This is a genomic window from Arthrobacter sp. Z5-13 (assembly GCF_056499105.1).
On record NZ_CP096460.1, the window covers coordinates 2985749 to 3011894 of the forward strand.

Sequence of the window (26146 nt, forward strand, 5' to 3'; positions counted from 1 at the left end):
CCACTAATAGGAGTTATCAGGAGTTCATCACCGAGAGAAGCATCGACGCGATCTGGTTTACGTCCAAACCGTCAGTCTCAATAGAGTGATCCGCTGGTGTCGATTGAGCAGATAGGTAGCGATGTTCAAAGAATTCGTCAATGGCTGGACGGCCTGCATCAACAGTGAACCGTTCGCGCCAGACTGCATCGCTCGCTCGGAGTTGCACCGTGACGCTTTCGCAATTCAGCGGAGCCAGGTCTGCCACCAGTTTGTGAAAATCTCTGTTTTGGTAGACCCAGGTCACGATCACAACGTCTACGCCGGCCGCATCCGCGTTTGCCAGCACGGCGCGGAGGTTTGCCTGGAGCATCAGTTTCGTCCGGTCATCGACGCGCCAGGGTTGGTGCTGCCACAGAGCGTCGACGTCGATCCATTGGACCAAAGGGCCTCCGCCAGCCACCAATCCCAAGAGCTCTCTCGCCACACTGGTCTTGCCTATGCCAGGGGCGCCACCCAACATCACTAAGCGCATTTTGCCAATGGTACGGAATGGACTACATCCTCTAACTCCGATAGCTGGGAAGTTGCCTTCTCCCGGCGACCTCGATTGCCCCGGGCAAGGTGGAAATTCCAGGTGCAGCAGCTCGTTTCGCTCTGCGGTTAACCGAGACTCTCGAACACCAGCGTTGCCTGGATGCGGTCACCGCCGCCGATCATTCCTTTGCTGCCGCTGCTCGCCGTTGTTATGGTGTGGAGTCGGTAGCCCTTAGCGGCCTGATCGTTGATGGCCTTCTCCAAGGCGGTCAAGTTGCCCGATCCGGTTCCCCACAGTTTCTCTTTGAGGATCACTTGCAGGACGACATACTGCATGACGCCACTTCCTTCCTTTGCTGGCCGATTGGGAGCAATGCTACTCCGGCCATCGGCCCTATCTTTCACGTTTGTTGGAAGCCGCTAGCGCTTCCGGATCCCCATCTCCAGCCGCCAGTCGGTCTTGGACGATGCCAACCCTGCATGGGTGTTCGGCGTGGCCAAGGCACTCGCCGCCAACGTGCTCAGGAAGGCGAGGACTGATGATTTGGTTTAGTGAGTCGATCGATAACGGCAACGGAGGCGGGATGCACCAATCGGACCGAACCCAGGCTTTTCCCTTCGCCTGCCGCTAACAGCACCTACGCCGGTGGAGGGCCAGCATCAGGACCGGATCAAAGGACTCAACGCGAGAATCCCCGCTGGCGTCTGCCATCCCGGAAGCAACAGTCATCCCTAATGACAGACATCCCCAAGGACAGAGATGGTGAGAGGCAGTTCCACACCGGAACGGCACAGCTGAAAACCACGAGCACACCGGGCGCCGGCGTGACTTCAGCGGCAAGGACGGTCTGCAGGTTCACCTGACGGCTTCCCCGTGTTTGATTCACCCCGGGCTCGATCGACTCCGGCGTGTTTGTTGGGCTGCGGTGGTTGTTGGTGGAAGTAGTGGTTTTGTCGGGGTTGTTGGGTGGGGTCGATGTGTGGTGGTGGGATGAACCAGGGGATGCCGTGGGGCATGTGGATGGTCCATTGTTCTTTGTGGATGAGGTGGTGGTGGTGGCTGCAGAGGAGGGTGCCGTTGTCGGTGCTGGTGGGTCCGTTGTGTGACCAGTAGGTGGTGTGGTGGGCTTCGCACCAGGGGGCTGGGATGGTGCAGCCGGGGAAGGTGCAGCCTTGGTCGCGGGCGGTGATGGCTTTGCGGATGTGGGGCGGGAAGATGCGGGTGGTGCGGCCGATGTCGAGGATGCGGCCTTCGCTGCCGAGGAGGATGGGGATGATGTCGGCGTCGCAGGCGATTTTGCGGATGGTGGAGGCGGTGACGGGTCCCGTGAACGCGAACGTCCCGGTCCCCGTCCCTGTGCCCGAACCGGTGCCTGGGCCTGCGCCCGAACGCGTGGCTGTGCCTGTGTTGGTGTTGGTGTGGTTGAGGCGGGTGAGGAGGTCTTGGTAGTCGATGGTGACCATGACCTGGGGTCGGAGGCCTCCTGCGGTGGGGAGGTGGGTGGTGGTGAGGGCTGTTTTGCAGGCGCCGATGAGGCCGTCGAGGAGTCGTTGGGGCCGGGTCCTGCGATCCAGGGCTGCTGTCTCTGCGGCTGATTCATCCGATACCACGTCTGTGGGTGCTGCTCCGGCCGGGTCCACAGCTGCCCCTGTTCCTGGCGGTGGTGTGTGGAGGCGGGGGTTGGTGGCGGTGTTCATGGCGGTGAGGAGGTTTTCGTATTGGTCGGTGGTGGCGAAGATTTCGAGGTGGTGGAGTCCGCGGCGGGTGTGGCGGATGAAGGCTCCTTGGCGGTGGCGGAGTTCTTCTTCGGAGGGTTCGGTGCCGTCCTGGTCGATGGCGTCTGCCCAGCGGCGGGTGATGCGGGTCAGGAAGTCCTGGTCTTCTTCGGTGGCGGTGCGGGTCAGGGCGTGTTCCATCCGGTTCAGGGTGTCTTGGTCCGTGACGTGTTGGGCGCGTTCGAGGGCGAGGGTGATGATGGTCGCGGCGCGGGAGGGGATGGCCCCGGTGGCGTAGGCGGTGGCGAGTTCTTCCCGGGCGGGCGGGATGGGTTGGCCGGTGATTCCGGTGGAGGGCAGGAGCGCTGCGGCCAGGGCAAGGCGGCGTCGGGCTTCTGCGATGCTGATGCGCAGCCGGGCGCGGAGGAACTCGGCAGTGTTCCGGCACCCATCCCCAACCGGCATAGCAGACCCGCGACTGGCAGGAGCAGCAGATCCGGCAGCACCGCGACCGGAAGCGCTGCCGGCCCCGTTTTCCACTGTTTCAGTGCCCCACCCGGTGGTCCACCCGGCGGCGGAACTGGTTCCTGTGGAGGAATTGTTTGCGGTGGCAGTTGGAGAGTTGGCGGCTTCGGTTCGGGTGCGGTCCACCGCTGCGGCGGCGAGGACCTGGAGGTATTCCACCGTACGGGAGAGTTCCTCGACCTGGCCGGCGAAGTCCGCCGCGTCAGTGAAACCGGACAGTGCGAGCTCACCGGCCGCCGTCGTCCGCGCCGTTCCCAACAACTCAAGACTCGCCGCCACCACACCGGAGGCACCGCCGTCGAAGACGCCGTCGGACTCTGACTGCATGGAAACCGTGGGCTCCGACGCCAGGGGAACCGAATTAGACGCTGGGATGCTTCGCAAACCTCGAACGGGCAGCAGAGGAGGTCCAACAGGGACGGCACTCAACTGCCGCCGGCGCACTACGCCAGCTGCTGCAAGTTCCCCCATGGCTTCCATGGAACAACTCTGCCAAAGGGGTACGACATTTTAGGGCGCAACGGTTTAGGCGGCATGGTCAGCGACGCCTTGTCAGCGATGCCTTTGTCCCCGGCCCGTGGACCATTCCCTTGCCGAGGAAAGTTCCGGGAAGTCTAAGCCGAAGGTACCGGGGCTGCCGAGGGCCGCCGGCGGTAAAGCCATACCAGCCCCAGGATGGGCAGGAGTAATGGGATGAAGGCATAACCCCGGCCGAAAAGCGACCAGACGGTTTCGTGCGGGAACTGGACGGCATCAAACACGCTCAGTGCGCCGACCACCAGAACACCGACAAGTTCCACCAGGACAGCAGCAACAGAGACCTTGAACCACGTCCGTCCTGGTTTGGCCAACGAGACGGTGGCAATGACGTACACGACGGCGGCGAAAGCCGACAGCAGGTACGCGAGTGGAGCTTCAGAAAACTTGGTGAGGATCTGGTAACCGGCGCGGGCGGTGGCCGAGATGGCGAAGACTGCATAGACGGCAATGAGCAGCCGTCCCGGCCCGGTGTTTCGCGTGTTGCCGGCTTTTTTGCCAGCCACATCGCCACCCGTACCCGTACCCGTACCGGTGCCCGCACCCTTGCCCGCAACTGGAGGTTCAGAGGATTGTGCTGCCACGTCTTGAGGTTCCTTCACGTCAGTACCAGATCTGATTCATTCGGGCGGCCATCACCAGAGCCGTGACTCCCACCGCCGCAAGGACAAAGTTGCTCCAGCGGGTGCGCTCAAGGATGGACCAATAGATGGCCCCGACCGGGAGCATGAGCGCTGTGATGAGATAACCCCAGAACTCCCATGCCTCACCAGCAATCGGCTCCCCCAACGCCACCCTGATGATGGACCCGACGAGGTAGACCAGGAGCGCAAGTTCAACGGCTGCAACAGACAGGATGGTGACGTCGTTTGGCCCTTTTCTGAGGATGCCGGCCGTAACGCAGATGATCGTTGAGAGAAGACCGACCACCAGGATGATGTAAAAGAAGGCATCCACCGCTACTTGTCCCTGCCATCAGCGTAGGGCAGCCCGTTTCCTGGTGCGAAGACCAGTACAGGCTTGGCAAAGCTGCCAGCATCGGCCAGCAAGGCAACCAGCGTTCCGTCGGGAGCGAAAGCGGCGGCAGGCTTGTCCACAGTGGCTGCCTCCGGTGTCCCTGCTGCCGGTCCAGCGAGTACCCGTCGTCCGAATGAAATCTCAGTGGTCTCAGCCGCGCTCAACTGCCGGTTAGGCAGCAGGGCACGGGCGGCCTCCGAGATTTCCAGGACCTCCAGTTCCTCAGCCAGTTGCTCAAGGGTCCTGGCTTGCTCCAGCGAGTAAGGACCCACGTGCGTCCTGCGCAGGGCAGTCAGGTGCCCGCCTACGCCAAGGGCATTTCCGAGGTCACGCGCCAGTGCACGGATGTACGTACCCGATGAGCATTCGACGGTGACATCGACGTCCACTACCCTGCCGGCGTCGACCTGGCTGATGCTGTGTACCTCGAAGCGGTGGATTGTCACGGGACGGGCCTTCAGCTTGACCTCTTCACCGGACCGGACCCGGGCGTAGGCCCGCTCCCCGTTAACCTTGATGGCACTGACGCTGCTGGGTATCTGCTCGATTTCTCCCGTAAGGGCGACGACGCCGGCCCGGATGGCTTCTTCGGAAACGTCCACTGCGGGTTGGGTGGCAATGACTTCGCCCTCGGCGTCGTCAGTCACCGTAGATTCACCGAGGCGGATGGTGGCTGTATAGGTCTTGGACGTGCCGACGATGTAGGTCAGAAGGCGGGTGGCCTTGTTGATTCCGACTACCAGCACGCCTGTAGCCATGGGGTCCAGGGTTCCTGCATGACCCACTTTCCGGGTACCGGCGAGCCGCCGCATCCGTCCAACCACATCGTGGCTGGTCCAGCCTTGCGGCTTGTCTACTATTACCAGTCCAGAAAGCACGCCTCCCAGTATATCTTTGCGGCATGGGGCCTCCTGACGCCGGAAGTTCCGGACACCGGTAGAGCCGAAGGCGCCGCGTTAGGATGGCTCTCATGCCAGAGCTTGCCGCGCATGTCCGCGACGTTCCCGTCAACCAGATCCGCGAAATCACAGAGGCGGCGTGGCGCACTCCCGGCTCCCTGGTTCTAAGCATCGGCGAACCCGGGTTTGCCGTCCCCCGCCATGTCCTGGAGGCAGGCATGGCGTGCTTCGACCGGGACGAGACCAACTACACACCAAACGCTGGCCTTCCTGTTCTCCGCGAGGCCTTTGCGGCCAGGTTCCGCGAGCAAACCGGGACGGACATCACTGCCGACCGCGTGTATGTGGTGGAAGGGGCCCAGCAAGGCCTGCACCTGGCCATGAGCCTGCTGCTGGGCCCCGGGGACGAGATCCTCATCCCCAACCCCGGCTATCCGACGTTTGCGATGACCAGCAGCCTGCTCCACGCGGTGCCTGTCCGGTATCCGCTCTATCCCGACCAGCAGTTCCAGCCACGCATCAGTGACATTGAGTCCCTCATCTCCCCCAGGACAAAGGTCCTGATGCTCAATTCCCCGTCGAACCCGCTGGGAGCCGTCATCCCCGGTGAACTGATGGGGCAGCTTGTGGAACTGGCCAGGGTGCATGACCTGTGGATCATTTCCGACGAGTGCTATGAAGCCTTCACCTTCGATGTTCCCCACGTGGGTCCGGCCGTTTTTGATGCTGCGGAGCCCGGAGAAGCGCGGGTGTTCACGTCCCTGACGCTATCGAAGACCTACGGGCTCACTGGTCTAAGGATCGGCGCGCTGGTGTGTCCTCCCGGGCTGGAGAAACGCATGAACAACGTGATGGAGAGCATCGTCTCCTGCGTGTCTTCCCCGTCACAGTATGCTGCTGTTGCCGCCCTGACCGGGCCCCAGGGTTATGTGGCTGAAGCCCGCAGTCACTATCGCTCCAACCGTGACGCGGCCTCCTCGCTTTTGGCCTCGAAAGGCATTCCCTTTCTGGATGCACAGGGTGCCTTTTACCTATGGGCGGACGTATCCCATGTCAGTGGTGGAGACGTCAGGGCCTGGGTGCACCGATTCCTTGCAGACGAAGGTGTGTCTTTTGCCCCGGGAACTGCCTTCGGTTCCATTGGAGAGGGCTGGATCCGGATCTCCCTTTGCGGCCAACTCCAGGACCTGATGGACGGCGTCTCGCGGCTACCCGCCCGCGCCCTCACAGCACTCATCGACAACCTTCAGTAGTCAATGCGGTCCCCGTGGGCGTGCCACGCCTCGAACGGACTGTTCGACGTCGGGATGGCAGCTTGCCGTACTGGCAGCAGTTCGGGACGGCTTCCGGCGAAGTATTCATAGAACACCGCATCATCAAATCCGGCGGCTGCGGCACCATGGCGATCGGCGGCAAAGTACACGCTGTCCATCCTGGCCCAGAGGGCGGAGGCAAGGCAGAGCGGGCAAGGCTCGCAGCTGGTGTATAGAACTGAGCCGCTGAGGTCAAAGTTTCCTGTCCCCGCGGCAGCGTTTCGAATGGCGACTACCTCGGCGTGGGCCGTGGGATCGTTATCCCGAGTGACGCGGTTGACCCCTTCAAAGCGCTGACCGTCCGGAGTGACCACCAAGGCACCGAATGGCCCGCCGCCGTCGGCCACGTTCCGGATCGCAAGGCGAACCGCCATCTCCAGGAATTCCGCGGAACCTGAACCATTCGCTGAGCCGCTCATGTTCTGATCATAAGCAGAAGTGTGGCCGGATCCATCAGGATCCGGCCACACTTCTAAGCCACTACTTGTTGGTGTCTTCGTCGATCTCGTTGTCGCCGCTGAACTCGATGTCCTCGTCGTCGAAGTCGTCCTCATCGATGTCCACATCATCCTGCGGAGCATCTGTTTTGTAAGGATCGGCATCGCCGGCGTGCTTGGCGTTTTGCGCCAATGCAGCAACCTCGGCATCGCGCTTCTTGGCTTCCCGGAGCAGTTCCTCCAAGTTGGAGGCGACCACGGGAATCTGATCTGCCACAAATTCGAGGGTGGGCGTCAGCCGGACGGTGATGTTGCGGCCGACCTCCTGCCGCAGGACGCCCTTGGCCTTGTCGAGACCCTTTGCAGCATCCGCCTGTACCACCTGGTCACCGAGGACGGTGTAGTAGATGGTGGCGTGCTGCAGATCGTTGGTGACTCGGGCGTCAGTAACAGTGATGCCCTCAAGCCGGGGATCCTTGACCTTCCGGCCCAACGCCTCGGCAACAACCACCTTAATCCGCTGCGCCAACTTGGCAGCGCGTGCCGGATCAGCCATGACTTCCTCCTGGAAATAGAAAAGTTAGAAAGGGAGGGGCCGCCGGAATAATCCAACGGCCCCGACCCGGGTTACTGCGCTGATTTCTCAGCAATGAACCTTAGACGCGCGGCTTCTCGCGCATCTCGAAGGTCTCGATGATGTCGCCCTCGTTGATGTCGTTGAACGAACCAAGGCCGATTCCACACTCGAAGTCCGTGCGGACCTCGGTGGCGTCGTCCTTGAAGCGCTTGAGCGTCTCAACCGTGAGGTTGTCGCCGATGACCTTGCCGTCGCGGCTGATGCGGGCCTTCGTGTTGCGTCGGATAACACCCGAGCGAACGATGGAACCGGCAATGTTGCCGAACTTGGAGGAACGGAACACTTCGCGGACCTCGGCGGTGCCAAGCTGGACCTCTTCGTACTCCGGCTTGAGCATGCCCTTGAGGGCCATCTCGATGTCATCAATTGCTGCGTAGATGACGGAGTAGAAGCGCATGTCCACGCCTTCGCGGTCTGCCAGTTCGGCAACACGCTCGGCAGGCTTGACGTTGAAGCCGATGATGACGGCGCTGTCGACCGTCGCCAGGTTGACGTCGTTCTGCGTGATCGCACCAACACCGCGGTGGATAACGCGGAGCTGGACACCCTCGCCGACGTCGATCTTGAGCAGCGCGTCTTCGAGGGCTTCCACGGCACCGGACACGTCACCCTTGAGGATGAGGTTGAGGGTGTCGATCTTGCCTTCTGCGACGGCCTGGTCGAAGTCTTCCAGGCTGATGCGCTTGCGGCGCTTGGCCAGGGCGGCGTTGCGGTCGGCAGCTTCACGCTTCTCGGCGATCTGGCGGGCGGTGCGCTCGTCAGCAGTCACAAAGAAGGTGTCACCGGCGCGCGGCACGTTGGACAGACCCAGCACCTGGACCGGGCGGGACGGGCCGGCCTCAGTCAGTGCAGAACCGTCGTCGTCGAACATTGCACGGACACGGCCGTGGGCCGTACCGGCAACAATCGTGTCGCCGACGCGCAGGCTACCGGACTGAACCAGGACAGTTGCCACTGAACCGCGGCCCTTGTCGAGGTTGGCTTCGATCGCGATACCGCGGGCGTCCTTGTTCGGGTTGGCGCGCATATCCAAGGCAGCGTCTGCGGTCAGCAGCACGGCCTCGAGCAGCTCGTCGATGTTCAGGTTCTGGCGGGCAGAGACCTCAACGAACATGGTGTCGCCACCGTATTCTTCCGGAACCAGTCCGTACTCGGTCAGCTGGCCGCGGACCTTCTCCGGGTTGGCGCCTTCCTTGTCGATCTTGTTCACAGCCACGACGATGGGCACGTTGGCCGCCTGTGCGTGGTTGAGTGCCTCAACGGTCTGGGGCATAACGCCGTCGTCCGCTGCGACCACCAGAATGGCGATGTCGGTGACCTTCGCACCACGGGCACGCATGGCGGTGAACGCCTCGTGGCCCGGAGTATCGATGAAGGTGATCTTGCGGTCTTCACCCTCATGGGTGTGCGTGACCTGGTAAGCACCGATGTGCTGCGTGATGCCGCCGTGCTCGCCCGCCATAACGTCGGACTTGCGGATGGCATCGAGCAGGCGGGTTTTACCGTGGTCGACGTGGCCCATGACGGTGACAACCGGAGGACGTGCCTCGAGGTCTTCGTCGCCTTCGGCTTCAAGCTCTGCGTCGAAGTCGATGTCGAAGGTGCTGAGCAGCTCGCGCTCCTCGTCCTCCGGCGAAACAACCTGCAGCTTGTAGCCCAGTTCTTCACCCAGGAGGGCGAAGGTTTCCTCGTCAAGCGACTGTGTTGCAGTTGCCATCTCGCCGAGGTGGAAGAGCACGGTGACCAGTGCGGCGGGGTTCGCCTCGATCTTGTCAGCGAAGTCCGTGATGGAAGAACCACGGCGCAGCCTCACGACTGTGTTGCCATCGCCGCGGGGTACGCTCACGCCACCCAGCGACGGAGCACTCATCTGCTCCAGTTCCTGACGCTTGGCACGCTTCGACTTGCGCTGCTTGCCGCGGCCTGCTCCGCCCTTACCGAAGGCACCCTGGGTGCCACCGCGACCGCGGCCACCCTTGCCGAAGCCTCCGCCAGCGGGAGCTCCGCCACCGGCGCCCGGAGCACCACCGGTACCCGGTGCGCCGCCTGGACGGCCCGGACCACGGGCGCCGCCACCGGGACGTCCACCTGCACCAGCAGGTGCGGGACGCTCGGTGCGGTTAGGCATCATGCCCGGCGTGGGACGGTTTCCACCGGCACCTGCGGGACGCGGACCACCAGTGCCCGGAGCGCCACCCGTACGGGGAGCACCCGGACGTGCACCGGCTCCGCCGGCGCCACCCGTACGGGGAGCACCCGGACGGGGACCGCCTGCACCTGCGGCGGGCCGCTGGCCGGCGTGGCCGGGACGGTCGCCTTCGGTGCGGCTGCCACCGGGGCGAGGCATGCCTTGTGAAGTTGCGAACGGGTTGTTGCCCGGACGCGGGGGACGTTCGTTGTCGCCGCCGCGGCCCCGGGGCATTCCCTGGGACGTGGCAAACGGGTTGTTGCCGGGACGGGGACCGCCCGGACGAGGGGCTGAACCACCCTGGCGGGAGGGAGCCGCCGGCGCTGCCGGAGCTTCAGCCTTGGGAGCCGGACGCGCACCGGGCTTGGCGCCCGTGGACGGTGCAGCAGGTGCTGCAGAGGCAGCAGCAGCCGGAGCCGCCGGAGCTGACGACGCCGGAGCCGGAGCAGCAGGCGCGGTTGCAGCAGGAGCGGGTGCTTCTGCCTTGGCAGCTGGTGCCGGAGCGGCGGGTGCCGGTGCCTTGGGGGCAGCGGGACCAGGCGCGGGCGCCTGGCGTGCTGGTGCCGGGCTGGCAGCAGCCTTGGATGGGGCGGCGGCTTCGGTTGATGAAGCGGCTGCGCCGGGGAAAGCGTTGCGGAGTTTCCTCACAACGGGTGCCTCAATGGTGGAAGAGGCGGAGCGAACAAATTCGCCCAGTTCCTGCAGTTTGGTTACTGCATCTTTGGAAGTAATACCGAGCTCTTTTGCAAGCTCATGTACGCGGACCTTGGCCACATTTCTCCTGTCTCGGTCCGCACCGAGCCAGGCACGAACCGTCTACTTCTTACTGCGGGCCTCCGCCGCACATACAGCTGGAAGGCCCATTGCAGAGCGCAACAAAGTTGTCATCGTTGCGCACTCATCGCTGGGAACTCATCGGGTTTCCATCAGTTTTCTGACCCGCTTTCAGGTTGGACGGTTGTTGCTGCGGCCACCGGGGTGTCCACGGCTTTTGTGCCTGCCGTTATCCGGCGTTCGACATCGGCAGTTCCGGATGCCCCGTGAAGAGCACGTCCGAAAGCCCGCCGCTTGATCGCCAGAGCCAGACACTTTTCGCTGGGATGCAGCCATGCACCCCGGCCAGCCATCCGGCGTCGTTCATCAACGATGACTGCGGAAGATCCGCTGCCTTCGGCGACGAGCCGGAGTAGCTCTGACCGCAACCCCTTCTTTCGGCATCCGATACAGGTTCGCTGGGGCTGATCCTTCAAGTGTTGCGTTTCTGCCACTCTCGAGTATCTTCCTGCCAGTACATAACTGCTGCCTGCCGTAATCCTTTGCCACCCAATGGGCAGCCGGTGGAACACTGCAGGCACACGAACACCGGCCGTTAGGCGCGGTCTTGTCTATTCTAGCCCCACTGGGGCCATTGTCTTGAAACCCCTGCCCGGAAACCGCCCGGAAATACGGAACAGGGCCCGCGGCAATTACTGCCACCGGCCCTGTTCTGGAATTGGTTTTTCCAGTTGTTTACTTGTTCCGGTCCACGGCGGCGTCAGAGACGATGTCGATCCGCCAGCCTGTGAGCTTGGCAGCGAGGCGTGCGTTCTGGCCTTCCTTGCCGATCGCCAAGGATAGCTGGTAGTCCGGAACCACCACCCGGGCCGAGCGTGTGGCTTCGTCGGTGATGGTGACGGAATTCACACGCGACGGCGACAACGCACTTGCGATGAAGGTTGCGGGGTCGTCGCTGTAGTCCACGATGTCGATTTTCTCGTCATTGAGTTCAGTCATGACCGCTCGAACCCGCGAGCCCATTTCACCGATGCAGGCACCTTTGGCGTTGATCCCGGCCATGTTGGCCTTCACAGCGATCTTGGTCCGGTGTCCGGCTTCACGTGCCAGTGCAACAATTTCAACCGAGCGGTCGGCGATCTCAGGGACCTCCAGCTCGAACAGCTTCCGAACGAGCCCCGGGTGGGAGCGCGACAAGGTGATGGACGGGCCCTTGGTTCCGCGGTGCACATCGATGACGAAGGCACGGAGCCTGTTGCCGTGGATGTACTTTTCCCCAGGCACCTGCTCGGGCGGCGGAAGCAACGCTTCCACGGTGCCAAGGTTGACCTGGATCATGTGCGGGTTGTTTCCCTGCTGGATCAGGCCGGCAACAAGTTCGCCTTCACGTCCCTTGAATTCACCCAACACGTTGTCGTCCTCAACGTCGCGCAGGCGCTGCAGGATGATCTGGCGTGCCGTGCTGGCCGCGATCCGGCCAAAGCCCGCCGGAGTGTCCTCGAACTCGCCGATGGGAGCACCGTCGTCGTCGATTTCAGTCGCCCAGATGGTGACGTGACCGCTCTTGCGGTCCAGTTCGGCGCGGGCCTTTTCGAAGGCGCCCGGCGACTTGTGGTAGGCCACCAGCAGCGCTTGCTCAATGGTGGGAATCAGGAGATCCAGCGGGATTTCACGCTCACGCTCCAGGAGTCTCAGTGCGCTCATGTCAATATCCATTAGGCCTCCTCAGAAGGTCCGTTGTACTCGTTTTCCAGACCAGCCTCTTCGAGGTGGCTGAACTCTATCTCGACTTTTCCTTGACGGATCCTGTCGAAAGGAATCCTGACGGGTTCGCCCTGCTTGGGCTTCATCCCCTTTTTGACGGCAAGCTCCGGTATCAGCGTCACACCGTCGTCGTCCACGGACACAATGCGTCCCGTGACGTCATCGCCCTGGATGACCTTGACTTTGACCAGCCGCCCGCGTGCACGGTACCAATGACGCGCTTCCGTAAGAGGACGCCCCACACCCGGCGACGAAACCTCCAGGTCGTAAGGACGGTTGTCGTCCTGGGGATCCTCGTCCAGTACGTTGGACAGTTCCTTGGAAATCTCGGCAATGACGTCAAGGCTGACCCCGCCGGTTTCCTCCTGCGGCAAATCCACCACTACGTGGACCACCCTGTTGGAGCCCGCGATGCTGACGTCAACATCCTCCAGATAAAGCCTGTGGGCCTGAACCGTTGGTTCCAGGAGCGCGCGGAGCCGCTGAGCTTCGCGTTGATGCGCAGCGGCGGGCCCGGCCGTTCCGGTCCCGGTACGGTCTGATGAAGTCGTGGCTTCTGCATTGCTCACGATGCCGGCCGCCTTCCGCTAGATGATGTTGTGACTACTAGCGTAACGATTTTCCGGCGGCCTTGGTGCACGCGCTTCCCCGCAGGCATGACAACATGGTCTGTTGTGAAAGACGACACTCGGGAAAAGCGACGGCCGCTCACGTATTTCCGTTACCTTCTCCTTGCCTGTGTTGCCGGCCTGGTTATAAGCCTCGGTGTTGCCATGACGCCGCGACCGGCCCCAGAACCGCCTGAACCGGCCTTTTCCGAGAAGGCACGGGCCTCAGCCCTGGAAAGTTCGCTCACCCTTCGAAGCTCCGCCCAACTCCTCGCTGAGGCAGCTCCCGAGGCTCAACAGCCAGCGTTTACCCGGGTTGTGACTTTGCTGACAACGCAAGCGAAGGCGCTGCTCCCTCCGGGCACTTCTTCCCCTGAGCCCTCCGCCTCGCCATCAGGCTCCCCCTCAGGGACTGTGCCTTCCGAGACATCCACGGAGCCGTCGCCGTCGGCCACCATGGCAGCCTCTTCTGCGGCTGACCTCGTGGCCGGCCTGTCCGCCAGCGGTGTTCAAAGGACCACTGATGCAGTAGCGGCCGACGGCGGGATGGCCCGGCTGCTGGCAGCGGTAGGTACCGCACAGCTGCTGGAAGCCTCAGCCTTGGCGGGCGCTGTGGGCGTTCCTGCCCCGGGGGCGGCCGTAGCAGGGCTGACGCCGGAAGACGCGGAACAGCTCAAGCTCGGAGCGGCCGAGTGCCTGTCCCCCTCATCAGCGGCGGCACCGTCTTCAGCAGCACCCTCGGCACAGCCTGCGGCAGCCGCTCCGTCCGAAGACTCTGCATCCAATGCTCAGTCCGGAGAGCATGGCGGTTCACTCCTCGCGTCCGCCCTGTCGACGACGGTCAAAACAGAAGCGGAGACTATCTACGGTTATCAGGTTGCCCTGACACGTTTAGAGAAATCCAGTACGCAAGCAGCATCGTTGCTCCTGGCACGGCACGAACAACTCTTGCAGGAAGCTGAGGAGTTGAGCCGTCAGCACTGCGTCAGCACTCCCAACCAGGAGCCTGGCTATACTCTGAAGCCGGAATTCCTGCAGGCTCCCGCAGCCGGGTTGGGGACCCTGGAAGCCGGAACGCTGCCCGTTTATGCCGATCTTGTGGCCCTGGGTGAGGGATCCGCACGCCGCTGGGCGGTAGCCGGCCTCTGGGAAGCTGCGCGGAGGTCCGTACAGTGGGGCGCAGATCCCGGCCCTCTGCCTGGCTTGCTCTTCAACGCCGATCAGCTGCCACCCTTGCCAGACGAGGCGGCAGCTCATGAAGCGCTGCCCAAAGACGACGCAGCAGTGGATCACAAGGCAACAGCTGCTCCGTCCTGACCATCGGATCCGCGGCTGCTGGAAGCCCTCTACTGGAAAGCTTTCCCTCCCGGTGGTTTGCTGTTCGTATGGACGATCCAGTGCCCGGAAGCCTCCACGACAACGAGCCCCATGGCAACGACCTCTCGCAGCGACTGAACTGGCTCCGTGCAGGAGTTCTGGGCGCTAACGACGGAATAGTTTCGGTGGCCGCCATTGTGGTGGGCGTCGCTGGTGCAACGGCTGCCTCGGGCCCCATCCTTGCAGCAGGTGCGGCCGGGCTGGTGGGGGGCGCCATTTCCATGGCCCTGGGTGAGTACGTTTCCGTCAGTAGCCAAAGTGACAGCCAGAAGTCCCTCATTGAGAAGGAGCGCCGGGAGCTCGAGGAACAGCCGGTGGAGGAGCTCGCCGAACTCACGGCCATCTACCAGCAGAAGGGCCTCAGCGTTGAGACTGCCAGGACTGTTGCGGAGGAACTCACCAGGTATGACGCGCTGTCTGCCCACCTCTCGGCTGAGCTTCACATTGACGAAGAGGATATCGTTAATCCCTGGCATGCTGCTTTTGCCTCGGCATCCGCGTTTGTCATCGGAGCCATCCTTCCGCTGCTGGCCATTCTGCTGCCGCCCCAGGACATCCGGGTCCCCGTCACCTTTCTTGCGGTGCTGGCTGCACTGGCGGCAACGGGAACGGTGGGGGCATGGATCGGCGGCGGCTCAAAGGGCCGTGCCGCCATTCGGGTGGTTATCGGCGGTGCGCTGGCCTTGGCGGCCACCTTCACTATCGGCAATCTACTGGGAGCCAGCGGCGTGGTCTGAATCCCGGCCGCAGCGCCGGTCCTGGACTACGCTGGTGCTGATGATCCGGTCAGCAGAAGTACCCGTACCCGTAGACCTCACCCGGAGGTACAGCACCACCAGCTCCGGGCGGGCTTGGCTTGCGTCACTTCCCGGCCTGATCCAAGGCCGGCTGGACCACTGGAATCTGGAACTTGACCTCCCAGAGGGCGCAGTGCCGTGGAACGGACACGGAGCCATTGTTATCCCCGTGATGAATTCCGGCGTTCCCGCAGTGCTCAAGGTGGCCTATCCGCACGACGAAGCCCGCGTCGAGCGGCACGCTCTGGCCCTGTGGAACGGGCGGGGTGCAGTCCGCTTGCTGAATTCCGACGCCGGGACGTGCGCAATGCTGCTCGAGCGGCTCGATCCGATCCGGTCCTTGCAGGAAGCGCCCATGGACAGGGCAGTTGAGGTCTGGGGTGGCCTGGTCCGCCAGCTCAGCCTGGTTCCCGACGCCAACGCCGAATGGGCCGAATTCGAACATGTGGCTGCCCTGGCCGAGCGTTGGAGCGATGACCTTGCGGCGGAATGGGAACAACTGTCCCGGCCTTTTCCGCGATGGCTGCTGGAAGCTGCCTTGGAAGTTTGCCAGACTCGGGGAGCCGTTGGCCGACGCTCGGGGACGGATGTGCTGGTCAACACCGACTTCCATTTCCTGAACATCCTGGCCCGTCCGGACGCGCCGGTATTGGCAGGACCAGGTGACTATGCTGCCATAGACCCCCAACCCATGATCGGTGAAGCCGAGTTCGGGGTGGCGCCACTGCTCTGGAACCGGCTGGGTGACCTTTCCTCCCGCGACCCCGGGCGAGGCCTCGTGGAGCGGTGCAGGGATTTCAGTCAGGCAGCGGGACTGGACGCAGACACTGCTGCCCTCTGGGCCGTGGCCCGGGAAGTGGACAATGCCTTGCATTATGCTGCACGGCCGCGTCACGAGGGAGACCTGGCCCGCTCGCTGTGGGTGGCCAGCACGCTGGCGGGCCGCACACTTGAAGGACTCCCCAGCCCACATGAGCTGCCGGAGCCAGGGGCCGCCCACAATTGGTCAGCGGAGTCCTCGCGGTGGTCCGCTGAACGGCTGGGGCAGGACAGCTAAGATCGCACTGCTGCTACAGCGCTTTCGATTGCCTCGACAGCAACGTTGACGTCCTCGTCACTGGTGCTCCAATTACTCACCGAAATCCGGAGGATGTCCTTTCCCTGCCAGCGGGATCCGGACATCCACACGTGGCCGTCCGCAATAATCCGGGCAGTGACAGCACGCGTTGTGGCATCGTCCCCGAACGCCAGCGACACCTGTGTGTAATCGACATCGTTCAGCACCTCAACTCCACTCACGGCGGACAGCCTTTCCGCAAGCTGTGCTGCGCGATCCGTCAGGCCCCTGATCTGAGCAATCACGCCCTCCTTCCCCAAAGACTTCAGGGCCGCCCAGACCGGAATTCCCCTGGCCCTGCGGGAGAGCTCGGGCACCTTGTCGAAAGGATCGGCGGCCCCATCCACGTCCTGGATCAGGTAGCTGGTGCTGACTCCCATCGCCGTACGGAGCGCCATCGCATCTTTCACCACTGCAATCCCGCAGTCGTACGGGACGTTCAGGCTTTTGTGCGCATCCGTTGCCCAGGAATCGGCCAAGGCAAGGCCTTCGGTCAGAGCCGAAAGTTCGGGCACTGCTGCGGCCCATAGTCCGAAGGCACCGTCCACATGGACCCAGGCGTCGTGCTTCCTCGCAACACTGATTGCTTCACTGAACGGATCAAAGGCTCCTGAATGCAGATTTCCAGCCTGCAGACATACGAGCAACGGGCCGGTTCCCTCACCAAGAACCCGATCAAGTTCCGCCGGAATAATCCGCCCCTGCCGGTCAGAGGGAACAACCACAGGTGTCCCCAAGCCCACATACCGCAAGGCCAGATCGACGCTGGCATGCCGCTCTTGGCCCACTACACAGCGGATCCTGGGCCCACCAGCGAGGCCGTTGGCATCCAAGTCCCAGCCGGCTTTCGTCAGAAGCCGCCAGCGCGCTGCCGCCAGCGAGGTGAAGTTAGCCATAGTGGCTCCGGTGACGAAGCCGACGTCGGACTCCGGTGGAAGACCCAGAAGGTCAAGTAGCCACTGGCTGGCTGCTTCCTCGATGGCCGCCGCGGCAGGCGTTGCATAGCGCATACCGCTGTTCTGGTCCCAGGCACTGACCATCCAGTCAGCGGCCAGGGCAGCGGGAAGGGTTCCGCCGATAACCCAGCCGAAGAAGCGCCCGGAGGGCATCGCCATCAGGCCGGGTTCGGCGTGACTGACGAGATAGTCCACGACGTCAACGGCCGGCAGGCCTTCGTGCTGGAGAGGCCCGCCGAAGACCTCCAGCAGCTCCCCCGCGGTTTTCTCTGGTCCCACGTGGCGCCCCGGGAGGCTGTCCAGCCACTCCGTGGCATGCCTTGAGGCCGCTTCCAACGCATCCCTGTACGGTTCTGAACCTGCTGACATAGGAGCATGCTACGCCTGCACTTTTGCTTGCGGGAGGGTGTTTGCCTCTACGTACGTAAACGATCGGTGCCGGGAGGGTGTTTGCGGACGGCCCCTGTCTAAGACACTGTCTAAGCGAAGGTGTCGTGCCAAACGTCGTAGCCGAGCTTGATGATGAGCGCCCCCACCACTGACAGGAAAACGATCCGGATAAAGCGGCTCCCCTGCTTGACAGCTGTCCTTGCCCCCAGGTAACCACCGGCCATGTTCGCCACCCCCAGCAGCAGGCCAATCCCCCACAGCAGTGAGCCGTGGGGCAGGAAGAAGATGAGCGCCCCGGCGTTCGTAGCCATGTTGACGATCTTCGCCTTTGCACTGGCTTCGAGGAAGGCATAGCCCATGGCGGACACCAGGGCAATCACCAGGAAGGAACCAGTTCCTGGCCCAATCAGCCCGTCGTAGAAACCGATGACGGCCCCGATCAGGCACGCAACAACATAGTGGGAGCGGCCGTCATGGCGCAGCACGGTGAGGTTACCGACGTCGGGCTTGAAGGCTGTAAAAAGCGCAACGGCGATCAGCGCCGCCACAATAATTGGCTTGAAGACGCTGGCCGGGAGCGTGGCGGCCAGCACGGCTCCCCCGAAGCTGCCGCCCAAGGCGATGACAGCCATGGGGATGGCCGTCCATAAATCGGGCCGGACACGGCGGTAGAAAGTAACCGAACTGGTGGTGGTCCCGAAGATCGAGCCCATTTTGTTGGTCGCCAAAGCCTGGACAGGCGTGATCCCGGGCACCAGCAAAAGCGCCGGCAACTGCAGGAGCCCGCCTCCCCCGACAACGGCATCCACCCAGCCCGCCGCAAATCCGGCCACCACCAGCAGGATGATAGTGGCAAGCTGGATCGACTCGAAGCCTGAGACCACGCCGTCCACGTGCTAGCGGCTGTTGCGGGCGGCGTTGACCACGTAGTCCACGGCCTTGTCCACCGTGACGTTCTCGGCCTCGCCGGTTCTGCGGTCCTTGATCTCGACGACGCCGTCCACCAGACCGCGGCCCACCGCGAGGATGGTGGGAACGCCCACGAGCTCGGCATCGCCGAACTTTACGCCGGGAGAAACTTTCGGCCGGTCGTCATAGATGACTTCCAATCCGGCGGCCTCGAGTTCGAGCGCAAGCCTTTCAGCAGTGTCAAAAATTTCCTCACCGCGGCCTACAGCAACAACGTGGACATCAGCCGGGGCAACTGCCCTTGGCCAAACGAGTCCCTTGTCATCGTGGTTGGACTCCGCCAAGGCAGCCACTGCGCGGGTCACGCCCACACCGTAGGAGCCCATGGTGACCACTACTTGCTTGCCATTCTGATCGAGGACCTTGAGCTCAAGGGCTTCGGCATACTTCCGCCCGAGCTGGAAGATATGGCCCATCTCGATGCCGCGGGCCGTCTCCAGCGGGCCGGAACCGTCGGGAGCCTCGTCGCCTGCGCGCACCTCCGTGCATTCGATGACGCCGTCCCAGCCAAAGTCACGACCGGCCACAAGCCCGTAGACGTGCTTGCCTGCCTCGTTTGCGCCGGTGACCCAGGTGGTGCCGCTGACCACACGGGGGTCCACAAGGTAGAGCAGCTTGGCGGCGCCCTCCAGCCCCAGGAAAGGTTCGTCCAAGGACAGGCCAGGGCCAAGGTAGCCCTTCACGATCAACGGGTTCTTCTTGAGATCTTCCTCGTTGGCCGCTTCAAGGCCAATCTCACCGGCAAGCGGGAGGAACCGGCCAATGTTCGCTTCGACGCGCTTCAGGTCCACTCCCCGGTCGCCCGGCAGCCCGATGACAACGATCTGGCGCTCGCCTGTTGGCAGGGTGACCGCGAGCACAACATTCTTGAGGGTATCCGCGGCGGTCCAAGCGCCGCCGTCGGCCTCGCTGCGAGGTGCCAGCTGATTGGATGCCTCCACCAGGGTATCGATAGTGGGAGTTCCAGGGGTGTCCAGGACCTCGGCAGGCGGAGCAGCGCTGAAGTCGATGTCAGCGGGAACCACTGTGGTGACGGCCTCGACGTTCGCGGCGTAGCCGCCTGCTGAACGGACGAATGTGTCTTCACCGATCTCCGTGGGGTGCAGGAACTCCTCGCTCTTGGAACCGCCCATCGCACCGGCGGTGGCGGCGACGGGAATGACTTCCAGGCCCAGGCGCTCGAAAATCCGGAGATAGGCACCACGGTGTGCGGCGTAGCTGGCGTCCAGGCCAGCGTCGTCGATATCGAAGGAGTAAGAGTCCTTCATGATGAATTCACGGCCGCGCAGCAAGCCCGCGCGGGGACGGGCTTCGTCCCGGTACTTGTTCTGGATCTGGTAGATGCTAAGCGGCAGATCCTTGTAGGACGAATAAAGGTCCTTGACCAGCAGAGTGAACATTTCCTCGTGAGTCGGGGCCAGCAGATAGTCGGCGCCCTTGCGGTCCTTGAGCCGGAAAATCCCGTCGCCGTATTCTGTCCAGCGGTTGGTGACCTCGTAAGGCTCCTTGGGCAGGAGTGCCGGGAAGTGGACTTCCTGGGCGCCGATGGCGGCCATTTCCTCGCGAATAACCTGCTCAACCCTGCGCAGTACGCTCAGGCCCAGCGGCAGCCAGGTGTAGATACCCGGCGCGGCGCGGCGGATGTATCCGGCCCTGACCAGGAGCCGGTGGCTGGCTACCTCGGCGTCGACGGGATCTTCACGCAACGTGCGCAGGAAAAGTTTGGAGAGGCGAAGGACCACTGGTCGGTATCCGTTTCTGGGGAACTGGCAAAAATGTCTGGATACCAATCTACCGGTTAGAGGCCCCTAAGCTATGCGCGGGGCGGTGGCCCGCACATGCCCGGACACAGAAGAGCCACGCCCTAACTGAAGGAAGCCCCTGGCCAGCTTGGCTGGTCATCCTGTTGTGGCGTGGCTCTGCGGCCTTAAGGCCAGTAATTCTGTGCGTGTTCCTGCTTTGTACTGCATCCGTTCTCCAGCCTGGCAGCCAGTCCGAATGCTGGCTGTTGCCTTAGGACGTGTCCCCTAACTTCCTATCCACTGCCGTGGCAAGGTCAACGCAAAGTGCCATTTTGGGAATTCCTTCCTGAGAGACCGACGCGCCCCATCAGCGCGGCTACGTAGAAACTTATGTGATCCCCGCCACCATTTCAAGAGTTCTAAGCGCAAATCACTGTTGACGACGGCGCCTGCCAGGTCTAGTTTTTAATTCATCAGGTGATGAATTAATCGCCTAAGAGAAGTATTTCCGGAGGAAATAAATGTCTGAGGCAGCAGCACTCCGGCCTCCTTCAGCTGACACTGAACGGGGCGTGGAAGTCGAAAATCTCGACGTCACCCGAAACGGGAGGGACATCCTCCGGAATATCAACTTTTCGATCCCGGCCGGCCAAATCACAGGCCTTCTAGGGCCCTCGGGAAGCGGTAAGACAACGCTTATGCGGGCAATCGTCGGAGTACAAAGAATCACCTCCGGCTCGGTACGTGTTCTGGGCCGTCCGGCGGGCCATCCAAGCCTCCGGCACGACGTCGGATACGTGACGCAGGCGCCCAGCATCTACATGGATCTCAGCGTGGAAGCGAACGTGCGGTATTTCGGAACAATGCACAGCAGGAAACGCGAGGATGCCCGGAAGGCGATTGACGCCGTCGACCTCGGCGCCTTGGCACACCAGAAGGCGGCTGACCTGTCGGGCGGAGAGCTGAGCAGGGCGTCCTTGGCATGCGCTTTGGTTTCAGAGCCCAAGCTCCTGGTACTGGATGAACCTACGGTGGGACTGGACCCTGTGTTGCGGGCTGATCTCTGGCAACGTTTCCGCAGTATGGCTGAGGCCGGCACCACCCTGCTGATCTCCAGCCATGTCATGGAGGAAGCCAGCCACTGCTCGTCTCTGCTCCTACTGCGAAGCGGCGGGCTCCTGGCCTGGCTCACTCCGGAGGAACTAAGCCGCCAAGGCAGAAGTGCTGATCTTGAACAGGCCTTTCTCCACGTGATCCAGCAGTCGGAAGCGACAGTGGCGTGATGAGGACGGTGGCGTGATGAATCCCCAAATGATGCTGGCAACGGCAGGGCGGGTACTTGACCAGTTGCGGCATGACCGCCGCAGCATCGCACTCATCCTGGTAGTCCCTGCACTGCTCCTGACCGCTGTCTACTTCCTCTATGAGAACGAAACCCTCCCACCGGGAGTCCCAAGGACATTCGACCGGGTGGGGCTCATGATGCTTGCCATCTTTCCGTTCGTGGTGATGTTTCTGGTTACCTCAATCACCATGCTCAGGGAGCGGACGTCAGGGACCCTGGAGAGGCTTCTCACCACACCGATCCACAAGGCGGACCTTCTTTTCGGATACGGCCTTGCCTTCTCGATCATGGCTGCGTTGCAGTCATTGGTTGCTACAGCCGTGGCCTACTGGATTTTCAATCTGGATATCCAGGGCAGTCCCCTCTGGGTGGTGATGATTGCCGTCATCAACGCAGTCCTGGGGGTGGCGCTGGGATTGCTCTGCTCAGCCTTTGCATGGACGGAGTTTCAGGCGGTCCAGTTCATGCCGGTTGTGGTGGTGCCGCAGATCCTGTTGTGCGGGCTCTTTGTGGCCCGGGACAGGATGCACGAGGTCCTCGAGGCAATCTCCAATGTTCTGCCGCTGACGTTCTCCGTCGATGCCTTGCGGGAAGTTGCGGAGAACGCCGAAGCAACCGATCTGATGTGGCAGGACGTCAGCGTGATGGGCACGATTGTGCTGGGGGTGCTGGTGCTTGCCTCGCTGACATTACGCCGGCAAACACCATGAGCGAGGACCTTCCACTGGCCAGGAGGGGCCGGCGCAAGGGCGGTGTCGCATCCAAAGACCAAATTATGGCGGCTGCGCGAAAGCTTTTTGCCGACCATGGTTTTGATGGCACCAGCCTGCGGCAAATCGCCCGCGAGGCTGAGGTGGATCCAGCCATGGTTCACCATTTCTTCAACGGCAAGGATGAGCTCTTTGCGCTGAGCGTGGAGCTGCCGGCAGATCCGGCCCAGGTACTGGCCGGAGTGGACGGCCTCGACCCTGAGCATCGAGCGGAGGCCATTGTCGGGGCCGTGCTCCGGCTTTGGGAGAGCCCTGCGCAGCACAGCCTGGTGGCGTTTCTTCGTGGAACCATCGGGTCCAAGGCCAAGACAGCCATGATGAGGGAACTGGTCACGAGGACCATTCTGTCCAGGATCATGGCAGGAGTCCCTGGCACAGCCGAAGAAGTGCGGCTGCGCGGCAACCTGGTGGCCTCACAGATGGTGGGCCTGATGCTGACGCGCTATGTAATCCGGCTGGAGCCCCTGGCATCAGCGACTGAAGAAGAGGTCATCAGACTCATTGCGCCCAACGTCCAGCACTACCTGACGGGCGAGCTGGACGCCGGGCGGGCAAAGAAAGCGTTACTTCAGGAGGGCAGCAGCCTGGTCCATCATGGCTCCGGTCCTTGAGACCGACTCTTCCTGGCTGGCCCCGCCCATGGAAACTACGACAATCCGCACGCCTCGAGAGATCGCCTGCGCCATGATCATCGCCTGCTTCTGCCCCGTGGACGTCGTGCTGAGACTTTCAAACGCGAACGTTCCGGGTACCGAGCCAACGCCGTCAAGTGGCCTCACTGCCATATCAGCCTTAACTTCACCGACGGCAAATGTCATGCTCGCGCACTTGGATACGTCCTGGGCCTGCGTCACGGTCTCCTCAAGGAATGCCGGTTCGAGCCCGGACGCCATGGACACCGAAGTTATACCCTCGACTGCATTCAGGCTGGTCCCGAATGCAGCCGAAGCGCCATCGAGTGAAGTGGGCATACCAGCGACAACCATTTCCTGGCAATCTGCAGGTTCCACAACCATCGAGGACAACAGTGCCTTGGTTTGTTCAAAGGTTCCCGACATATCAGCCATGGACATGACTGAAAGCTTGACACCCTTGGAGTCTTTTAACTGGCCCACCAAAACCGCGAGCTCGTCCGCAGTGTAGGCCTTGGCCTCAGGGGTGGGAGTCGGAGTGGGAGTCACGGACTCAACGTGCGCTGCGGATGCGCCCTCGCTGCTTTTCGCGGGTGTTTCCGCGGCAGGAGCGCCGCAGCCAGCGAGACCAACAACCAGCACCGCAGACGCACCAAGCGTACGGAAAGCAAACGTATTCATTTTTCCCCCATCAAGACCAAATGCCGGCCGGGATGGACAGCTAAAAGAGCACTGTAGCGAACGTACCCACCTGATGGAAACCCACGCGTTCGTAGGTGGCCCTGGCGCGGCTGTTGTAGTCGTTAACGTAAAGGCTGGTAACCGGCGCGAGCTGCTGCGCATGGCTGACGACGGCGGCCATGTAGGCGGCACTCAGCCCCCTGCCGCGGTACGAAGGATTCATCCAAACGCCCTGCACCTGGGTCACTTCCGGGGTCACCGCTCCCAGCTCCGCTTTGAACACCACTTCACCCTCGGAATTAAGGTGGACCAGGGAGTGTCCTTGCCGGATGAGGCCCTCAACCCTCCGGCTGTAGAATTCCCGTCCACCCAGGAAGGGCGAGTACCCCACTTCTTCTTCAAACATCGCAGCACACGCCGGCAGGATGCGGTCGAAGTCATCGAACCGGCTGAAGCCCAGATGGACGTCGGGTTGCACGGTGGGTGGGCCTGTCAGTGTCAGCAGGGGCTGAACGGCCCTGACATCGTGGGCCAGCTGGCCAAGGTCTTCAAGCCGTTCGTACATGGCGAGCACTGTTTCGGCAGGACCAAAAATGGACGCGTAGCGGCGGCCGGATCCATAGGCTGCAGCAGCCACGCTGCCTGCCAGATCGGGATCCAGCTGGATGGGCACCAGGTTGGCGCCTGCCCAGCACGCACCCACCAGGTCCTCGCCGTCGAACACTCCCAGAACGTTGGCTCCACCGGAAGTAGGTGCCGCCGTTCCTGTACTCTCCAGATGCGCAAGAATAAACACATTTGCCACGACGTCCTGCCGTGCGAGTTCCTGGAGCTTAGCGGTATCGGCCCCGGCCAGTACACGCACGGAGGTACCGGCCGGGTATCCGTCCTTACGAGACGCTAACCACGGGGCTACCCTTGACAGCATCTTCGCCATCGGCCTCCCCCATCTCTTCGGCGATACGCATGGCCTCTTCGATCAGTGTCTCAACAATTTCGCTTTCAGGAACAGTCTTGATGACTTCGCCCTTGACGAAAATCTGGCCCTTGCCGTTGCCCGAGGCGACGCCGAGGTCCGCTTCGCGTGCTTCACCCGGTCCATTGACCACACAGCCCATAACAGCAACCCGGAGGGGAATCTCCATACCCTCAAGTCCTGCCGTAACCTGTTCAGCCAGTGTATAGACATCGACCTGGGCACGGCCGCAGGACGGGCAGGAAACGATCTCGAGTTTGCGTGGCCGGAGATTCAGGGACTGCAGGATCTGGTTGCCCACCTTGATTTCTTCCACCGGCGGAGCGGAGAGGGAAACGCGGATGGTGTCCCCAATGCCCTTGGAGAGGAGCGCACCGAAGGCCACCGCGGATTTGATAGTGCCCTGGAAAGCCGGACCGGCCTCGGTCACGCCAAGGTGCAGAGGCCAGTCCCCCTGCTCGGCGAGCATCTCGTAGGCGGCCACCATGATGACGGGGTCATTGTGCTTCACGGAGATCTTGAAGTCATGGAAGCCATGCTCCTCGAACAGTGACGCTTCCCAGACTGCCGATTCCACGAGGGCCTCGGGAGTGGCCTTGCCGTACTTTTTGAGGATGCCCGGCTCCAGTGACCCTGCGTTCACGCCGATTCGGATGGACGTCCCGTGGTCCTTGGCTGCCCGGGCGATTTCCTTGACCTGGTCATCGAACTTCCGGATATTTCCCGGGTTCACCCGTACCGCAGCGCAACCGGCTTCGATGGCCGCGAAGACATACTTAGGCTGGAAGTGGATGTCAGCGATGACGGGAATCTGGGATTTCCTGGCGATGATGGGGAGTGCTTCGGCGTCGTCGGCTGATGGGCAGGCAACCCGAACGATGTCGCAACCGGATGCTGTCAGCTCCGCGATCTGCTGGAGCGTGGCGTTGATATCCGTTGTGGGCGTGGTGGTCATGGACTGCACGCTGATGGGCGAATCGGAGCCGACGCCGACCGAGCCTACCTTGATCTGGCGGGTCTTCCTGCGCGGGGCAAGAACAGGTGGTGGTGCTGACGGCATTCCCAGGCTGACCGAGGTCACGTGGACTCCTTGTTTGAAGATATATGGGGTTGTGGTCCGGACTGGACTAGGCTGCGTGCTCGGCGAGCTGGCCGATGATCGGGTTCCACTCGGTGATGCGGATCGCCGAAATTACCTGGGCAGAAGCGAACGGGTCCTGCTGGAGGAGATCACTCAAGGCGGCGTCATCGGTGGCTTTGAAAATCAACAGGGCTCCAGCGCCGTCAGAGTAGGGTCCGCTGGTGAGTAGCGCACCTTCTCCGGCAAGAGCGGTCAGCCATTCGCGATGGGCGGGGCGGTGGGCGTCACGGACCTGCCCGGAGTCGGCGTCGTATACGTACTCAACAGCAAAAACAGTCATAGGGCTACCCTATCTCGCTGCTTGCCAGAGTACCCATCCGGC

General features: G+C 62.4%; 26 protein-coding genes. 7 read left to right on the forward strand and 19 right to left on the reverse strand.

Annotated features, from left to right (window positions below):
- Positions 1–16 precede the first annotated feature (16 nt).
- The 6 genes from M1E02_RS14055 to truB all read right to left on the reverse strand — a co-directional run bounded on the left by M1E02_RS14055 (position 17) and on the right by truB (position 5189).
- Positions 17–514, reverse strand: coding sequence for a DEAD/DEAH box helicase family protein (locus M1E02_RS14055; protein ID WP_479374857.1), 498 nt, complete (start codon positions 512–514; stop codon positions 17–19).
- A 128-nt stretch (positions 515–642) separates the two neighbouring features.
- A complete protein-coding gene (locus tag M1E02_RS14060) occupies positions 643–852 on the reverse strand; it encodes a DUF4177 domain-containing protein (RefSeq protein ID WP_479374858.1) in 210 nt (69 codons plus the stop codon).
- A 495-nt stretch (positions 853–1347) separates the two neighbouring features.
- Entirely contained in the window at positions 1348–3237 is a 1890-nt protein-coding gene (locus M1E02_RS14065) for an HNH endonuclease signature motif containing protein (protein ID WP_479374859.1), read from the reverse strand.
- A gap of 134 nt (positions 3238–3371) precedes the next feature.
- A complete protein-coding gene (locus M1E02_RS14070) occupies positions 3372–3800 on the reverse strand; it encodes a hypothetical protein (protein ID WP_479378162.1) in 429 nt (142 codons plus the stop codon).
- 97 nt (positions 3801–3897) lie between these two features.
- Positions 3898–4251, reverse strand: coding sequence for a hypothetical protein (locus M1E02_RS14075; protein WP_479374860.1), 354 nt, complete (start codon positions 4249–4251; stop codon positions 3898–3900).
- A 2-nt stretch (positions 4252–4253) separates the two neighbouring features.
- A complete protein-coding gene (gene truB, locus M1E02_RS14080) occupies positions 4254–5189 on the reverse strand; it encodes a tRNA pseudouridine(55) synthase TruB (RefSeq protein ID WP_479374861.1) in 936 nt (311 codons plus the stop codon).
- Positions 5190–5281: 92 nt separating this feature from the next.
- Between truB and M1E02_RS14085 the strand changes: the two genes are divergently transcribed.
- Positions 5282–6463 carry a pyridoxal phosphate-dependent aminotransferase gene (locus tag M1E02_RS14085; RefSeq protein ID WP_479374862.1) on the forward strand — a complete coding sequence of 394 codons (1182 nt, stop codon included), beginning with the start codon at positions 5282–5284 and terminating at the stop codon, positions 6461–6463.
- On the opposite strand, the gene M1E02_RS14090 is transcribed toward M1E02_RS14085, so the two are convergent.
- The 6 genes from M1E02_RS14090 to rimP all read right to left on the reverse strand — a co-directional run bounded on the left by M1E02_RS14090 (position 6457) and on the right by rimP (position 12892).
- On the reverse strand, positions 6457–6942 hold the full coding sequence (locus M1E02_RS14090) for a nucleoside deaminase (protein WP_479374863.1): 486 nt from the start codon (positions 6940–6942) through the stop codon (positions 6457–6459). The genes M1E02_RS14085 and M1E02_RS14090 overlap by 7 nt on opposite strands.
- A 61-nt stretch (positions 6943–7003) precedes the next feature.
- Positions 7004–7516 (reverse strand): 30S ribosome-binding factor RbfA, encoded by a 513-nt coding sequence (gene rbfA / locus M1E02_RS14095; RefSeq protein ID WP_479374864.1) that lies wholly within the window; start codon positions 7514–7516, stop codon positions 7004–7006.
- A 100-nt stretch (positions 7517–7616) separates the two neighbouring features.
- Positions 7617–10559, reverse strand: a complete 2943-nt coding sequence (infB, locus tag M1E02_RS14100) for a translation initiation factor IF-2 (protein WP_479374865.1) — start codon at positions 10557–10559, stop codon at positions 7617–7619.
- Between the two features lie 152 nt (positions 10560–10711).
- Positions 10712–10987 carry a YlxR family protein gene (locus M1E02_RS14105; protein WP_479374866.1) on the reverse strand — a complete coding sequence of 92 codons (276 nt, stop codon included), beginning with the start codon at positions 10985–10987 and terminating at the stop codon, positions 10712–10714.
- A 307-nt stretch (positions 10988–11294) separates the two neighbouring features.
- Positions 11295–12275: a transcription termination factor NusA gene (nusA, locus tag M1E02_RS14110; RefSeq protein ID WP_479374867.1), complete on the reverse strand. Its 981-nt coding sequence runs from the start codon at positions 12273–12275 to the stop codon at positions 11295–11297.
- Entirely contained in the window at positions 12275–12892 is a 618-nt protein-coding gene (rimP, locus tag M1E02_RS14115; protein WP_479374868.1) for a ribosome maturation factor RimP, read from the reverse strand. Before rimP ends, nusA begins: the two co-directional genes overlap by 1 nt.
- Before the next feature lie 105 nt (positions 12893–12997).
- Here rimP and M1E02_RS14120 point away from each other — a divergent pair, with 105 nt between their 5' ends.
- The 3 genes from M1E02_RS14120 (at position 12998) to M1E02_RS14130 (ending at position 16162) form a co-directional block, all read left to right on the forward strand.
- Positions 12998–14248: a ferritin-like domain-containing protein gene (locus M1E02_RS14120; protein ID WP_479374869.1), complete on the forward strand. Its 1251-nt coding sequence runs from the start codon at positions 12998–13000 to the stop codon at positions 14246–14248.
- A 68-nt stretch (positions 14249–14316) separates the two neighbouring features.
- Positions 14317–15045, forward strand: coding sequence for a VIT1/CCC1 transporter family protein (locus tag M1E02_RS14125; protein WP_479374870.1), 729 nt, complete (start codon positions 14317–14319; stop codon positions 15043–15045).
- Positions 15046–15085: 40 nt separating this feature from the next.
- Positions 15086–16162: an aminoglycoside phosphotransferase family protein gene (locus M1E02_RS14130; RefSeq protein WP_479374871.1), complete on the forward strand. Its 1077-nt coding sequence runs from the start codon at positions 15086–15088 to the stop codon at positions 16160–16162.
- Here M1E02_RS14130 and M1E02_RS14135 read toward each other — a convergent pair.
- The 3 genes from M1E02_RS14135 to M1E02_RS14145 all read right to left on the reverse strand — a co-directional run bounded on the left by M1E02_RS14135 (position 16159) and on the right by M1E02_RS14145 (position 20279).
- Positions 16159–17547 (reverse strand): pyridoxal phosphate-dependent decarboxylase family protein, encoded by a 1389-nt coding sequence (locus M1E02_RS14135; RefSeq protein ID WP_479374872.1) that lies wholly within the window; start codon positions 17545–17547, stop codon positions 16159–16161. The genes M1E02_RS14130 and M1E02_RS14135 overlap by 4 nt on opposite strands.
- A 110-nt stretch (positions 17548–17657) precedes the next feature.
- Positions 17658–18452, reverse strand: a complete 795-nt coding sequence (locus M1E02_RS14140) for a sulfite exporter TauE/SafE family protein (RefSeq protein ID WP_479378163.1) — start codon at positions 18450–18452, stop codon at positions 17658–17660.
- A 12-nt stretch (positions 18453–18464) separates the two neighbouring features.
- Entirely contained in the window at positions 18465–20279 is a 1815-nt protein-coding gene (locus tag M1E02_RS14145) for a proline--tRNA ligase (protein WP_479374873.1), read from the reverse strand.
- Between the two features lie 521 nt (positions 20280–20800).
- Here M1E02_RS14145 and M1E02_RS14150 point away from each other — a divergent pair.
- Genes M1E02_RS14150 through M1E02_RS14160 form a run of 3 tightly spaced genes read left to right on the forward strand, consistent with a single transcriptional unit; the run spans position 20801 to position 23005 of the window.
- Positions 20801–21562: an ABC transporter ATP-binding protein gene (locus M1E02_RS14150; protein WP_479374874.1), complete on the forward strand. Its 762-nt coding sequence runs from the start codon at positions 20801–20803 to the stop codon at positions 21560–21562.
- 28 nt (positions 21563–21590) lie between these two features.
- Positions 21591–22334, forward strand: a complete 744-nt coding sequence (locus tag M1E02_RS14155; RefSeq protein ID WP_479378164.1) for an ABC transporter permease — start codon at positions 21591–21593, stop codon at positions 22332–22334.
- On the forward strand, positions 22331–23005 hold the full coding sequence (locus tag M1E02_RS14160) for a TetR/AcrR family transcriptional regulator (protein ID WP_479374875.1): 675 nt from the start codon (positions 22331–22333) through the stop codon (positions 23003–23005). The genes M1E02_RS14155 and M1E02_RS14160 overlap by 4 nt, the downstream gene beginning before the upstream one ends.
- Here the strand turns inward: M1E02_RS14160 and M1E02_RS14165 are convergent.
- The 4 genes from M1E02_RS14165 to M1E02_RS14180 are packed head-to-tail and all read right to left on the reverse strand — an operon-like array spanning position 22958 to position 26104.
- The gene (locus M1E02_RS14165) at positions 22958–23707 is read right to left on the reverse strand and encodes a hypothetical protein (RefSeq protein WP_479374876.1); all 750 of its coding nucleotides are present in this window, start codon (positions 23705–23707) and stop codon (positions 22958–22960) included. The genes M1E02_RS14160 and M1E02_RS14165 overlap by 48 nt on opposite strands.
- A 40-nt stretch (positions 23708–23747) precedes the next feature.
- Complete coding sequence (locus M1E02_RS14170; RefSeq protein WP_479378165.1) at positions 23748–24635, reverse strand: GNAT family N-acetyltransferase; 888 nt, start codon at positions 24633–24635, stop codon at positions 23748–23750.
- Entirely contained in the window at positions 24598–25764 is a 1167-nt protein-coding gene (ispG, locus tag M1E02_RS14175) for a flavodoxin-dependent (E)-4-hydroxy-3-methylbut-2-enyl-diphosphate synthase (RefSeq protein WP_479374877.1), read from the reverse strand. Before ispG ends, M1E02_RS14170 begins: the two co-directional genes overlap by 38 nt.
- A 46-nt stretch (positions 25765–25810) precedes the next feature.
- Positions 25811–26104, reverse strand: coding sequence for a YciI family protein (locus M1E02_RS14180; RefSeq protein WP_479374878.1), 294 nt, complete (start codon positions 26102–26104; stop codon positions 25811–25813).
- Between the last annotated feature and the right edge of the window lie 42 nt (positions 26105–26146).

Coding starts and splice junctions, on each gene's coding strand:
- M1E02_RS14170 (WP_479378165.1), bottom strand. CDS start 24,635: ATGCTGTCAAGGGTAGCCCCGTGGTTAGCGTCTCGTAAGGACGGATAC.
- M1E02_RS14060 (WP_479374858.1), bottom strand. CDS start 852: ATGCAGTATGTCGTCCTGCAAGTGATCCTCAAAGAGAAACTGTGGGGA.
- M1E02_RS14180 (WP_479374878.1), bottom strand. CDS start 26,104: ATGACTGTTTTTGCTGTTGAGTACGTATACGACGCCGACTCCGGGCAG.
- M1E02_RS14160 (WP_479374875.1), top strand. CDS start 22,331: ATGAGCGAGGACCTTCCACTGGCCAGGAGGGGCCGGCGCAAGGGCGGT.
- rbfA (WP_479374864.1), bottom strand. CDS start 7,516: ATGGCTGATCCGGCACGCGCTGCCAAGTTGGCGCAGCGGATTAAGGTG.
- M1E02_RS14155 (WP_479378164.1), top strand. CDS start 21,591: ATGATGCTGGCAACGGCAGGGCGGGTACTTGACCAGTTGCGGCATGAC.
- M1E02_RS14065 (WP_479374859.1), bottom strand. CDS start 3,237: ATGGAAGCCATGGGGGAACTTGCAGCAGCTGGCGTAGTGCGCCGGCGG.
- M1E02_RS14125 (WP_479374870.1), top strand. CDS start 14,317: ATGGACGATCCAGTGCCCGGAAGCCTCCACGACAACGAGCCCCATGGC.
- M1E02_RS14165 (WP_479374876.1), bottom strand. CDS start 23,707: ATGAATACGTTTGCTTTCCGTACGCTTGGTGCGTCTGCGGTGCTGGTT.
- M1E02_RS14055 (WP_479374857.1), bottom strand. CDS start 514: ATGCGCTTAGTGATGTTGGGTGGCGCCCCTGGCATAGGCAAGACCAGT.
- nusA (WP_479374867.1), bottom strand. CDS start 12,275: ATGGATATTGACATGAGCGCACTGAGACTCCTGGAGCGTGAGCGTGAA.
- M1E02_RS14130 (WP_479374871.1), top strand. CDS start 15,086: ATGATCCGGTCAGCAGAAGTACCCGTACCCGTAGACCTCACCCGGAGG.
- M1E02_RS14135 (WP_479374872.1), bottom strand. CDS start 17,547: ATGTCAGCAGGTTCAGAACCGTACAGGGATGCGTTGGAAGCGGCCTCA.
- M1E02_RS14085 (WP_479374862.1), top strand. CDS start 5,282: ATGCCAGAGCTTGCCGCGCATGTCCGCGACGTTCCCGTCAACCAGATC.
- M1E02_RS14090 (WP_479374863.1), bottom strand. CDS start 6,942: ATGAGCGGCTCAGCGAATGGTTCAGGTTCCGCGGAATTCCTGGAGATG.
- M1E02_RS14150 (WP_479374874.1), top strand. CDS start 20,801: ATGTCTGAGGCAGCAGCACTCCGGCCTCCTTCAGCTGACACTGAACGG.